Source organism: Treponema sp. OMZ 799 (genome assembly GCF_024181365.1).
In the GTDB taxonomy this organism is placed as follows: Bacteria; Spirochaetota; Spirochaetia; order Treponematales; family Treponemataceae; genus Treponema_B.
The window spans coordinates 1,270,753-1,283,637 of record NZ_CP051301.1; the positions used below are offsets into that span (position 1 = coordinate 1,270,753).

A 12,885-nucleotide genomic window follows, 5' to 3' on the forward strand; every position below is an offset into this window, starting at 1 on the left:
ATTACTCCTACTCTTCGTCCTCATATTCAAAAGCAAGATCTACTCCGCAATTAGGGCATTTTGTCATATCTATCGTTATTTTATGACCGCATTCAGGGCATTCGAATTCTTCAACCTCTCCCTCATCATCCGAAACAGGTTCGCTTTCTTCATTGCTTTCATCTTCATCGTCTTCTACAACTTCAACGGCATTAGCTATAATGTCAAGAAGAGTATCAGCCATCTCGGCAGTAAGACCTTCCAAGGCCCTGATTTCATCATCTTCCATATTAATCAAGTCTTGTACGTCTTCAATTTCGTTATTACGTAATACCGTTAGAATTTCTTCGGTAATTCCGGGAAGTTCGGAAACATTGGAAATTTCCTCATATTCTTCCTCTTCATCCTTATCTTCATCGGTAAATAAGTTTTCAACAGCTTTTCGTGCATCAGTATAAATATCCATTTTTTTATACTGTTCTTCGGTTTTTACTTCTATGTTCCAGTCTACAAGGCGGTTTGCAAGGCGCACATTTAAACCTTGCTTTCCTATCGCCAATGACAATTGGGAGTCGGATACTATTGCATATGCTTTCTTTTTTTCTGCATCAAAGATAATAACATCCATAATCTCAGCAGGCGAAAGGGCACTTTTTATGTAGGCTTTCGGATCCTCGGAGTACGGGAGAATATCTATTTTTTCATCATCCAGTTCTGCGATGACGGCTTGAATTCTGGCACCCTTTGCCCCTACACAGGCTCCTACAGGATCTATATCATCCCTGTCTGTTGAAACCGATATCTTTGTCCTATAACCGGGTTCTCGTACAATATTATGAATTTTTACTATTCCGCTTTCAATTTCAGGTACTTCCAGCTCCAGTATCTGTCTTACAAATTCTGCATCGGTTCTTGAAAGGATTAGCTGTACTACGTTTGACTGGCGGTGTTTTTTTACTTCCCGGACAAGGGCCTTTATTCTTGATTCTTCTCCGGCAGCCACATTCCGTCCGAAATGGTCTCCAGGAGACTGATATTTTTTAGGTAATAAACCTTCGACCTTTCCTAAGTCGACATAAATGTTTCCGTTGCGTTCTCGGTGGTAATAACCTATGATGATTTCGCCAACCTTTGTGCTGTATTCCGCATAAAGAGAGTCTTTTTGCATTTCTCTTATACATTGAATTGCTCTTTGCATTCCGACCTTGACAGAATTAATTCCGAAGGTTTTCGGATCGACTTCAACTAAGAGTTCATCGCCTGCTTCGCAGGAGGGGGCAAGTTTCTTTGCTTCTTCTAAGCCGATATCAAAAACAGGATTTTTTGCCTGCTCAGTTATTATTTTCTTTGAGTATATCTTTCCTGTTTCTTCATTAAATACGGCATTTGCATCTGTTCCGAATTGTTTTTTATAAGACGCTTTTAGAGCTTGCTCTACAATGTGTAAAACAAAATCGTCATCAATCCCTTTTTCCTGCGCAAATTCCCGAATTGCCTCGATTATTCCTTCAGACATTTCATTAAATCTCCTTAACAAAGCTAAAATTATTCTTAAAGATTACATCTGGCTTTTTTTATATCCTGATATGGAATTTGAATGTCTTGATTATCAGAATTTAAAACAAGGCCTTCGGAATTTACTTCTTTTATAATTCCGTGCCGCCAATCAGTAATACTGTTGTCCCAAATTTGGGCTTGTTCTCCTATAAAGGCATAAAACTCAACCGCCCGCTTTACAAGCCGGTTTATTCCCGGAGAGCTGACTTCCATTGTTACGTCTTGCGAGCCTATGAGGGCTTCAATACGGGGTTGAAGGCTCCTGTGTACGGAGGTACAGTCTTTGATACCGACCCCTTTTTCGGATTTTATTACCGCCTTAACCTGCCAAACATCTTTTTTGTGAAGAACATTCAGATCAACCAGTTTAAAGCCGAGTCCTTCAACAAGAGGTTCACATTCGGTAAAGTACGGAATATCTTTTTTTTGAATAAATTCCACTTCAACCTCCTCTCAACATAGCCTTTGCATACAAAAAAGGAGCCGTTTGAACGACTCCGAATACATAAGGATAATATATGTTCTAAAATTAATAGTACCACAAAATTGAAATATATTCAATACATATATATAGAAAAATATTAAGTTTTTTTGTTTTTTAGATTGAAAATATTAAAAAAAAACCTTTTTTTGCCTTAATACTATTGACAGTTATGCAAAATAGCTTTATAAGGTAATCTATTATTACTATTTTTTGGGAGGTCGGCCTAATGGAAAGAAAGGATTACATTAGCGATTCTGAGTGGAAACACTTTATGAGTTTTTCAGAAAATCTGGAAACGCCCTGTGTTGTTATCAACCTAAAAACAATCAAAAAAAATTATCAAAAGTTAAAGGAAAATTTCCCCTATGCGGATGTTTTTTATGCAATTAAGGCAAACCCGCACGAAGAAATTATAACAATGCTCAATGAGATGGGCTCATGCTTTGACATAGCTTCACGCTATGAACTCGATAAGGTTTTAAAATTAGGTGTAAGCCCTGAAAGAATCAGTTACGGTAACACCATAAAAAAGGCAAAAGACATTGCTTATTTTTATGAAAAAGGCGTTAGAATGTTCGCTACCGACAGCAAGGACGACCTTAAAAATATAGCTCAATTTGCTCCCGGTTCAAGAGTTTATGTGAGAATCCTTGTTGAAAATACCACTAGTGCAGACTGGCCCCTGTCAAGAAAATTCGGCTGCCATCCGGATATGGCTTATGACCTTTGCATTCAGGCTAGAGATTCAGGCCTTATTCCTTACGGTATTTCTTTCCATGTAGGAAGTCAGCAGAGGGATATAGGTCAATGGAACGATGCCATTGCAAAGACAAAGTACCTCATGGGCTCATTGGAAGAAGAAGAAGATATAAAGCTTGAGATGGTAAACATGGGAGGAGGTTTCCCTGCTTCCTATGTTACACCTGCAAACGATTTAAGCGAGTACGCTTCCGAAATCAACAGATATTTGGAAGATGACTTCGGCGATGAGCGCCCCCGAATTATTTTGGAACCCGGCCGCTCTCTTGTAGGAGACAGCGGTATATTGGTAACTGAGGTCGTTATGATTTCGCGCAAAAACAATACGGCCCTTTTTAGGTGGGTATATCTTGATACAGGTCTATTTAACGGTCTTATTGAAACTCTAAACGAGTCCTTAAAATATCCTATCGTTACAGATAAGGATGAGAGCTGCAAAAAGTGGGGTGAGGTCGTTTTGGCCGGTCCTACATGCGACAGTATGGATATCATGTATGAAGACTATAAATACAGTCTTCCTACCAACCTTAAGCCCGGAGACAGGGTCTACTTCCTTACTACCGGTGCCTATACATCCAGTTATGCTTCAGTAGAATTTAACGGTTTCCCGCCGATTAAAACCTACGTAATGAAGTAAACACTATTGAAAGAGTCCGGCTATGTTAAAGACCTTAGCAGCTTTGATTATTTTTAGTTTTCTTGTTTTTTCGTGTTCCGATAAGGAAGAAAAAATAGGTTTTGAAAATAAAGAAGCTCAGACTGCGGCAGGTTCGCAAGCCGGGCTTATCCTTGAAAAAAAAGATAAAGAGCTTCAATCAACTGATAATGAGAAAAATGAGGCCGATGACTTATACCAAAAAGCCTTAAATGAAGCCTCCCTTGTTTTTGAATTTGAGGCAGTAAACAAAAAAATCGGTTTAAGCGTTAAAGCCGATAAAAACATCAAAATTGAAGGTGCCGTCCCTTCGGAAATCCCTGCCGACGGTTCAGTAACCGAAATATTTATAGCAAAAAATTCTCTTGCATTCTTGGGCGATATAAAAGAGCTTAAAATCCATAATGCAGAAATTTTAAGCAGAGTTAAAATAATAAAGGCTCCGTCTTTGAAGCTCTTGGATATCTCTTTTTCGGGTTTAAAGAATATAGAATTTTTCGACTGTCCTTCTCTTGAAAATCTGATTCTTGAAGGAAATAAGAAAATGGATAAGCCTGATTTTTCTTCGTTAAAAGACTTAAAAAAACTTGGCTTAGCTAAAACAACGATTCAAGAGGTAGATTTTTCCGCTTTTCCAGGTCTTGAATACCTTGATATAAGCTTTTTAAACTTAAAAACCCTTGATCTTACAAAAAACATTGAGCTTAAAGAGCTGGATTGTGAGAATTCCGGTTTAACTAATCTTGACTTAACCAAAAATACAAAATTAACCAGACTTAATTGCAGGGCTAATAAACTTACCGACTTAGCTCTTTTTCAAAACAAGGAGCTCAAGTTTTTGGATTGCGGAAAAAACGGGCTTGATAGGCTTTTGATAAGTCTGAACACAAAGCTTCAAAAACTTTCTTGCGATTCTAACGAAATAAAGGATTTGGATCTTTCTTCATTGAAGGAGCTTGAAGAGCTTTATTGCTACCGCAACAAAATAGAAAATATTACCGTGAGTTCAAATTCTAAGTTAAAAAATCTTTTTTGCTTTGAGAATGAGATTAATGAAAAATCAATGAAGGCTCTCTTCGATTCTTTAATCGCCGGGGACGGATATGATTTTAAAACTCTTGTCGTCTATGCCGAAAAAAATCCCAATCTGACATACAAGGCAGATAAATATTTCGACCATAATTTTGTGCCTAGCCAAGAAATGCTTAATTCTTCCTCCTTTAAATTCTGGAAGGTATATTTTACTCTTTACGGTCTTGAAGATATGAGCAGTATAATCGACTCCCTTGTTCAAACAACGGGAGAAGCTTTTTAGTCTATTGACTCAATCATTTTCTTTTTGTAAAATGAACCATGAAAATTTGGATAAAATATCTTATAGGTTCTGCTCTAGGTATTATAATTGCAGTCCTTTCTTCTTCCGATAGTGCGTTTTTTAATGCAGCTGTTGATTTTGCTTCTAATATTGCTATTCAATTCGGCCGCTATTCCTTATATCCCGTTTTATTTTTTGGGTTTACCGTAAGTATATCTAAATTGCGCGAAAGCCGTTCATTACTAAAACTTTCGATATATATTGCCGTCTTTATTATTCTTTCGTCCTTTTTGGCAGCCTTTTTAGGTTTGATTTCTATTTCTATCAGCTCTCCGCCGAGAATACCTATCTTTGTTGAAGAGACAAGTTCTGTCGAAAATTTGGGCGTTATGGAGTCCTTTTTACGGCTGTTTCCTTCAAGCGCCTTTGAAGCCCTTATGGACGGACTTTATATTCTTCCCCTCTGTATCTTTGCAGGTTTTGCAGGGGCCGCTTGTGCCGTCGATAAAAATATTTCAAAGCCTGCTTTAACCCTCTTTGATTCGCTTTCCAGAATTTCTTATGCCGTTATGGCCTTTTTTGTAGATATGTTTTCGATAGGGCTTATAGCCGTATCGGTGAACTGGTTTATCAAGTTTCAAGCCATGCTTTCTACCAAATTTTTTACGGGTCTGGTTGTACTTTTGTTGATAGATTTTTTTATAATAGCCTTAATCATATATCCTATAATCTTAAAAATAATATGCAGGGATATAAATCCTTATAAAATTCTTTATGCTTCGATAGCCCCTGTTTGTGCTGCCTTTTTTTCGGGCGATACCAATTTAACTCTGCCTGTCTTATTGCGCCATTCCAATGAGAGCTTGGGTGTAAGAAGGAGAATTTCTTCAGTATCCTTGCCTGTTTTTTCGGTTTTTGGCAGGGCTGGGAGTGCAATGGTCGTTACGATCAGTTTTATCGTAATTTTAAAGTCCTATTCCAGTTTGGGTATAAGCGTAAAGGATATGTTTTGGCTTGTAGGTGTTTCAACCGTTTTTTCGTTCTTTTTGGGCCGTTTCCCCGTAACGGGAACCTACGTTTCCCTTGTTGCAGTTTGTGCTATATACGGCAGGGGCTTTGAATCGGGCTTTTTAATTTTGCGCCCGGCAGCCTTTTTTATAGGCTCGGTAGCTGCCGCAATTGATGCCTTAACCGCCATGGTGGGAACATACATAATCGGCCACTTATCTAAAATGACCAATACACGCACTTTAAGGTTCTTTATATAAATATTGTTAAAAAAGGAAGAGAAAAATGAACTGTATTTTTTTGGGCCCTCCGGGCGCAGGAAAGGGAACCCTCGCTTTTGAGGTTTCAAAATCGTATAAGATCCCCCATATTTCAACCGGAGATCTTTTTAGGGCTGCAATAAAGGATCAAACCGATTTGGGAAAAAAGGTTAAGGCTGTCATTGATTCCGGGGCCTTGGTAAGCGACGATCTTACAATCGCCCTTGTAAAGGAAAGATTGGAAAAGGATGACACCAAAAAAGGCTTTATTCTGGACGGCTTTCCCCGTACAATTGCTCAGGCCGATGCTTTGGAGCATATAGTGAAAATTGATTCCGTTGTCAACTTCGATATAAGCGATGATGAGGTTATCAAGCGGCTTTCAGGAAGACGGGTTTGTTCCTCATGCGGTCAAAGTTTTCATATCGAATTCGTAAAGCCGAAAAAAGAAGGTATTTGCGACTCATGTTCGGGAGAGCTCATTACCCGCCCCGACGATAAAATCGAAGCTATCCAAAAGCGCCTTGAGACTTACAGAAGTCAAACAGCCCCGCTTATAGATTATTATGCAAAAAAGAAATTAATAGTAGATATAGATGCCCGCCCGGCAACAGACAAGGTATTAGCTTCTTTTGAAAATAAATTCCCGCATTAATTGCGAAGTACAAAGTGCGAGTGTCGAAGTACAAATGGCATTCGCACTTTGCCGTTTGATAAAAACTAGTTTTCTGTGCTCGACATTTCCTAATTTTTTTAAATTTTACTATCTATTACAAACAATCTCTATAATAATTATGAAAGGGAAAATTTTTCTTCTTTTAAAAAATTATTGAAGAGGTGAAATATGAAAAAACTTTTTAAAATAACCCTCCGCAATGATTACGCTTTTAAACGTATATTCGGAACAGAGGAAAATAAGGATGTTTTACAGGATTTTTTAGAATGTATCTTAGACATTCCGCCTGAAACTATCGCAGGTTTGGAGCTGCTGGACAAGGAGTTTCATAAGGAACTTATAACTGAAAAATTGGGCATCTTGGATATCAAGTTACGGCTAAAAGACGACACCTTTGTCGATATTGAAATTCAAAATAGGTGGCATCGTGATTTTCCTGAAAGGACCTTATATTATTGGTCTAAAATGTACAACGAGGGTATAAAACAAGGTCAAGACTATACAAAACTTCCAAAGTGTATTACAATAAACTTGATAGGGGAAGGCTTTAACAAAAATAGGCGTTTACACAACAAGTATGTTGTATTGGAGCAAGATACAAAAGAGCCCTTAGTTTCAAAACTTGAGATTCATATATTAAACCTTGAAAAGGCAAGGCTTTTAAAAGAAGGTCAATGCAAAAATGATAAAACAAAACACTTATTAAATTGGCTGAAATTTATCGAAACTGACGATCCGGAGGTACGTAATATGCTGGCACAAGAATCACCGATGATGAGAAAAGCAAATGCAACGATAGAAATTATGGAAATGAGCCCCAGAGATAAGTGGCTATACGAGTCCCGAATGAAATACGAACACGATAGAGCTTCATGTATAAGTGAGGGGTATCATCAAGGTATGCAACAAGGTCTTGAACAAGGTCTTGAACGCGGCTTTGCTGATGGTGCATACCAAAATAAGCTTGAAACTGCAAAAAACTTGCTTGATATAGGGCTTGCCGTAGAAATTATTTCAAAAGTTACAGGTCTTAGTAAAGAAGAGGTGGAGAAGCTGTAAATTAGGGGGAAAGAGAAACTTGTGAACTGCCCCCACATTTTAGGACAGTTTAAGCATATTTTTCGACCGGCGGCTGCCAGCCGAGATTCTTTTGAATACGCTCATTATTGTAATATTTTATAAAATTGTCAATCAGAGCTCTCACTTCTTGTTCTGTCGGAGTTCTGATTTTTATTAGCTCGTTATATCCGCTTTCTATTTTGAGAGTTCCGAAAAAATGTTCCATACAGGCATTATCCCGGCAGGTTGCCCTACGGCTCATACTTTCAATGATTTTCTTTTCCCTAAGGCGATTTGTATATGCTTTGGAAGTGTATACTGCGCCTTGATCGGAATGGAGAAGCGCTCCGGGTTCAAGGAATGGAAGTTTATCCAACATATCCATAACCGGTTTTTCATCATTATGAGTCGACATGTGGTATGCACTAATCTGATTTCTATATAAATCAAGCACAGGACTTAGATACAACCATCCTTTTGTGGTACGAAAATATGATACATCCGTACAGAGTTTTTTAAGCGGTTCTGCTGCATAGAATTGACGATTCAGAATATTCTCAGGTAGGTTTTGCTTGTTTTGCTTGCGCTGCTCGTAATAATGTTTAGGAAACTTTCTTCTTCTATTCTTCGCAAGAAGGCCATATGCTCGGCAAATACGCTCGATGCGCTTGTGATTCACAAGAACACCGAATTTTTGTCTTATAATATTCGCTTTCGCCTTGTTTCCTCGCCGTAATAGGACTTCCTTGGGCAGTTTCTTAAGCAAAGTTACGATTTGTGCATCCTTCTGTGCCTGACTGTCGTTCTTCCGGTTATAATAGAATGTTGACTTTGAAACTCCTGCAACTTTACACAATTTCCGTATCTTCGTGTGCGGTGTTATTGATAGGCAGTCCTCCATCGTTTTCAAAACGAGTTTTTTTTTACCTTGTTTTGCAAGTCCCGCTTCGATATTCTTTGCATAGGTTTCCCAAAAAAGAGCAGCCGTTTTATAATATTCAAGGTCGCACTCTTCGTTGTTAATTTTCTTTTTCCGAGTCATAGTTGTTATTTCATGCAGATGTAGATTGTATCATCGGTGTGAAGCACGCAATCGGCTCTTCCTTTTGAGCTTACTACCTCTGTTTGTACAAACTGCCCCATGAGGCTGAAAATTATGTAAAATGCTATCTGGTAATCCCTTTCCCTCATCTGCACATTTTCCTTTGAAGCAAGACTGTAAGGAAGGCCTGCGCAAGCCGCATACATTCTTTTCATAAAGGATTCGGTTTTGCCATTTTCGATATCTCTTACAAAATTTGCGATAAATAAACCGCTTGCATCCTTTGCAATAGAGGTATAAGCAGGCACAAGGTTATCCAAAAAACCGTATTTTACTTCGTCATTGGGAAAGCCTAATTTGTAAAGCTGAAATTCCTTGTCATAATCTTTTATCGTTAAATAACCCGATTGGAATAAAATGGGAATAGGGTTATTCATATCGGGGCGGTAATCCTGTAAGGCATTTTCGCTCATTTCCGCATCTTCCAAAATATCGCGAATGTAAATTTCTTTTTGATGTTCTAATGTTCTGACCAAAAATGTGGGCGTTCCTGTTGCAAACCAAAAGCTGCGGAATACCTTTCCTGCAAAGACATTTAAGAGGCTGAACGGATTATACACATTTACAAAGTTTTCTGAAAAATGATAGCCGTCATATTTTTGTTTTAGCTTTGTGAGGGTCTCATCTTCGGTCAAATCTTGAGCTTTTCCAAGCGCGATTATTTCGGGTTTAAAAACTTCTTCCATTTCTTTTTGAGTAATACCGCATACAGCATCATAATCGGGAAGCATACTTATGTCCCGCAAATTGTTTAAATCGCTAAAGATGCTGACCTTGCTGAATTTGGTAACCCCCGTTAAAAAGGCAAAACGGATATAGTCATCACAAGACTTAATTACCCCGTAAAAACCTTTTAAGATACGCCTATACTCTTCGTTTAAGGGTTCATTTATAATCATGGTTTCAAGGAGAGGTTTATCGTATTCGTCCACGAGAATAACAACTTGCCTGCCGGTTGTCTCGTAAATCTTTTTTATCAGGTTTTTAAAGCGGTCGGGGATATCGAGTCCTGTGCTTTTGTAGATTTCTTCGTATTCGTTAAAAAACGAAAGAAAACGGTTTATAAGACTCTCCCTTGTATCATAAATCCCCGCATTAAAATCCAAGTGGAGAACAGGATAATTTCCCCAGGATTCGCACCCTTCTTTTTCCGCCTGCCTTTGTTCTGCTTCTTCAATATAAAGCCCTTTAAAAAGTTCTTTTTTACCTAAAAAGTAAGCCTTTAAGGTGGAAAGAAAAAGACTTTTACCGAAACGGCGCGGACGGCCTAAAAAGTATACTCTGCTTTCGGCTGCAAGTTTCAATATATATTCCGTTTTATCTATATAGACAAAGCCCTCATTACGCAAAACCGAAAAACTTTGAACACCAATAGGCAGTCTTCGAATATCGCTCATTTTCTACCCACCCCTGTAAAGTAATTCATAATTAGGAATTAATTGTAGCATATTTTTTAAACTTTTATAAGGGGAATCCGGCTTTTATAGTCATCCATCCGTAGATCCATCCCGATCCTTGACTTTTTTATTATTTTTTTGTAATTTTAATGCCGTGCAATTCCATAAGGATTAAAAATGCTAAAAAATAAACACAACCATTTTTATATTTCTCTTTTTCTTTTCTTAGGTACTCTTTTTGCGGAAGAAAATGTTTATGCAGACAAAAATATTTATGTTCAAGAAAATATTTATAAGAATATTTTGGAATACCGCTATAAAAATGATCCCGATCTTATTTTGACTGAAAACGAAGCAAAAATAGCCTTAAATAATTATAAATCCGTAAGACTTAACTCCATTTTTGTCTTTAATTTTGGTTCTACCTTAAATTTTAATCTTAGCACCGAAAAAGATAAAACTTTTTTTTCCATCGATCCCTCGGTTTCGGCGGGGCTGCCTCTTTATAATAATCTTGGACTAAAGCTGTCGGCTCCTTATTCTTATACGGGAAATGAAATGCAGCGCACATCAGGCTTTTCTCTCGCCCTGTCGGGAGATATTTACAGTCAAGCCCGCAAAAGAAAAAAGCAGGAGATTGAAGCCTCATTGGATGCTCTTAAAGAGGCCGAAAAGAAGGCCGGGATGAAAAAAGAGCTTGCCGACAATAAACTTTTAAGCGACATTCAAAAGATTTTAAGCGAGTATTCTGGGCTTCTTGCAAAGCGCCTTGCCGGCATTCAGGCCGATATAAACTACAAGCAAATTCTTGCAGAAGGATATTCTCAAACCTCTTCCAAATTAAGAACCGCCCGGCTTAATTTGATAAGTGCCGAGCGGGCCGAAAAAGAAACAGAATTTTCTTTTGAAGTGTCTGCCCGTCTTTTTTTTGAATCCTGCGGTCTTAAAATAGAAAAAAAAGATGAGGATGCTTTTTTTATAAATCTTGCAAAAAGCATACCTCAGCAAAAATTGATTTCTATCGAAAATCTAAAAGCCGAAAACTATAAGCCCCTTATCAAAGCTGAAAGGGCCTATGACAAACTCCTCGAAAAAAATAAAATGGATTTAAGCCCATTTTCGGCTTCTGCCAATTTAGCTTATTCGTATACCGATTCATATACGAGTAAGACCAAGAGTTTAAGTTCCGGTCTTTCTATGATGTTGCCGGGAGTGAATATTAATACGGGGCTTACCATGCCCTTGGAAAAGGCTTCAGTTCCTTCTATGCAGATATCTTTTTCGGTAAACCCGCTGGCAATTTATGATTATTCTCTTAGCAAAAAGAATGCGGCCCTGACCGAATCAGGCGAAAAGATAAAGCTCGGCACCGTAAGGCAAAACTTTGCCAAGGACTTCAACACTTTTAAGCTTAAGTGGGAACGGCTTGAATGGCAGCAAATCCGTTATGCCGAAGAGCTGGACATTTATAAAGAAAATGCCGAAGAACATGCAAAATGGTTTGAGCGGGGACTTATAAACTCTCTGGAGAATAGGCAGGCCTACTTACAATATATTAACGCGCTTTTGGGTTTGACCGATTCTCATATTGCCGTAAATGCTTTTAATGCCGAAATAAAAGATGCTTTCAATATAGAGGAAAAATAAATGCAGGATAAAAAACGGAAAAAGAGTAAAAGGGTTATTTTGATAATATTAACCGTAATTATAACGCTTTCGATAGTTTGGATTCTTTTTTTACCTAAAAAGAGAACTGAAGATTTTTCTCGAACAGTCACAGTAACGAAAGAAATAATACGGGATATAATTCAAATCTCAGGTTATATTCAGCCCGCCCAACAGCAAAACCTTCAATCACCGGGAGAGGGCCTTATAAAGAAGGTTGCGGTAAAGGAGGGAGATACCGTAAAAAAAGGCGACCTTATCTTTGCCCTTGACAATACCTATCAAACCTTTCAGGTTGCAAAACAGGAATTTCTCATTGAAAAGGAACAATTACAAGGTTATTCCAAGAACCTTGAATTGATGAAACTTGAGCTTGAATCTTTAAAACGAGCCCTGAGGGATAGAAGCGTTTATGCAAAGTTTGACGGTATAGTCGTTTCCTTTGATTTGACCGAAGGCTCCTATGTTATGCCCAAGGATAATTTCGGAGTCATTATAGACCGCTCCTTTTTTAAATCCACAGTGGATGTTTCCGAAAGGGATGTTCCAAGGTTAAAGATAGGGCAGAAGGTCATCCTTAACTTTCAAGCCTTGGGAGATGAAGAGGTTGAAGGCCGCGTTACCTACCATTCTTCTATAGCCAAATCCAGTGCCCAAAGGGGTTCCACTGTGATAGAAACAAAGATAGTTGTCGATAAGCTCCCCGAGAACGTCTTGCCCGGCTATTCTTTTAGCGGCAGCATCATTGCAGGAGAAGACGAAGAGGTTCTCCTTTTGGATCAAGCGGCAATTTCCTACGATAAGGGCGAGCCCTACGTTGAAAGACTTCTTGAAAACGGAAAGTTTGAGAGAGTAAATATCGAGGTGGAAGCCTATACTCCGGGTACCGTAAAGGTCTTGTCGGGCTTAAAGGAAGGGGACACTCTGAGGGTGAACACTCCGGGCATGACGCCTCCTGCTTGGTAGAGG

General features: G+C 38.5%; 11 protein-coding genes. 7 read left to right on the forward strand and 4 right to left on the reverse strand.

Annotated elements, in window-relative coordinates; genetic code table 11:
* Positions 1-7: 7 nt before the first annotated feature.
* Both nusA and rimP read right to left on the reverse strand, forming a co-directional pair.
* The gene (gene nusA, locus E4O04_RS05700) at positions 8-1,495 is read right to left on the reverse strand and encodes a transcription termination factor NusA (RefSeq protein ID WP_253710488.1); all 1,488 of its coding nucleotides are present in this window, start codon (positions 1,493-1,495) and stop codon (positions 8-10) included.
* A 35-nt stretch (positions 1,496-1,530) separates the two neighbouring features.
* Positions 1,531-1,977, reverse strand: a complete 447-nt coding sequence (rimP, locus tag E4O04_RS05705) for a ribosome maturation factor RimP (RefSeq protein ID WP_253710489.1) — start codon at positions 1,975-1,977, stop codon at positions 1,531-1,533.
* A gap of 269 nt (positions 1,978-2,246) precedes the next feature.
* Here rimP and E4O04_RS05710 point away from each other — a divergent pair, with 269 nt between their 5' ends.
* From E4O04_RS05710 to E4O04_RS05730, 5 genes are all read left to right on the forward strand, one after another.
* Positions 2,247-3,416 (forward strand): type III PLP-dependent enzyme, encoded by a 1,170-nt coding sequence (locus E4O04_RS05710; protein ID WP_253710491.1) that lies wholly within the window; start codon positions 2,247-2,249, stop codon positions 3,414-3,416.
* Between the two features lie 22 nt (positions 3,417-3,438).
* Positions 3,439-4,749 (forward strand): leucine-rich repeat domain-containing protein, encoded by a 1,311-nt coding sequence (locus E4O04_RS05715; protein ID WP_253710492.1) that lies wholly within the window; start codon positions 3,439-3,441, stop codon positions 4,747-4,749.
* A gap of 38 nt (positions 4,750-4,787) precedes the next feature.
* Positions 4,788-6,017 carry a dicarboxylate/amino acid:cation symporter gene (locus E4O04_RS05720; protein ID WP_253684920.1) on the forward strand — a complete coding sequence of 410 codons (1,230 nt, stop codon included), beginning with the start codon at positions 4,788-4,790 and terminating at the stop codon, positions 6,015-6,017.
* 25 nt (positions 6,018-6,042) lie between these two features.
* Entirely contained in the window at positions 6,043-6,672 is a 630-nt protein-coding gene (locus E4O04_RS05725) for an adenylate kinase (protein WP_253684919.1), read from the forward strand.
* A 189-nt stretch (positions 6,673-6,861) separates the two neighbouring features.
* The gene (locus E4O04_RS05730) at positions 6,862-7,752 is read left to right on the forward strand and encodes an Rpn family recombination-promoting nuclease/putative transposase (RefSeq protein WP_253684918.1); all 891 of its coding nucleotides are present in this window, start codon (positions 6,862-6,864) and stop codon (positions 7,750-7,752) included.
* A 49-nt stretch (positions 7,753-7,801) separates the two neighbouring features.
* Here E4O04_RS05730 and E4O04_RS05735 read toward each other — a convergent pair whose 3' ends face one another.
* Both E4O04_RS05735 and E4O04_RS05740 read right to left on the reverse strand, forming a co-directional pair.
* A complete protein-coding gene (locus tag E4O04_RS05735) occupies positions 7,802-8,794 on the reverse strand; it encodes an IS3 family transposase (RefSeq protein ID WP_253710494.1) in 993 nt (330 codons plus the stop codon).
* A 5-nt stretch (positions 8,795-8,799) separates the two neighbouring features.
* Positions 8,800-10,251: an ATP-binding protein gene (locus tag E4O04_RS05740; RefSeq protein ID WP_253710495.1), complete on the reverse strand. Its 1,452-nt coding sequence runs from the start codon at positions 10,249-10,251 to the stop codon at positions 8,800-8,802.
* A gap of 177 nt (positions 10,252-10,428) precedes the next feature.
* Between E4O04_RS05740 and E4O04_RS05745 the strand changes: the two genes are divergently transcribed.
* Together E4O04_RS05745 and E4O04_RS05750 are read left to right on the forward strand one after the other, a co-directional pair.
* On the forward strand, positions 10,429-11,898 hold the full coding sequence (locus E4O04_RS05745; protein ID WP_253684915.1) for a hypothetical protein: 1,470 nt from the start codon (positions 10,429-10,431) through the stop codon (positions 11,896-11,898).
* Positions 11,899-12,882 (forward strand): efflux RND transporter periplasmic adaptor subunit, encoded by a 984-nt coding sequence (locus tag E4O04_RS05750; protein WP_253710497.1) that lies wholly within the window; start codon positions 11,899-11,901, stop codon positions 12,880-12,882.
* The last annotated feature ends 3 nt before the right edge of the window (positions 12,883-12,885 follow it).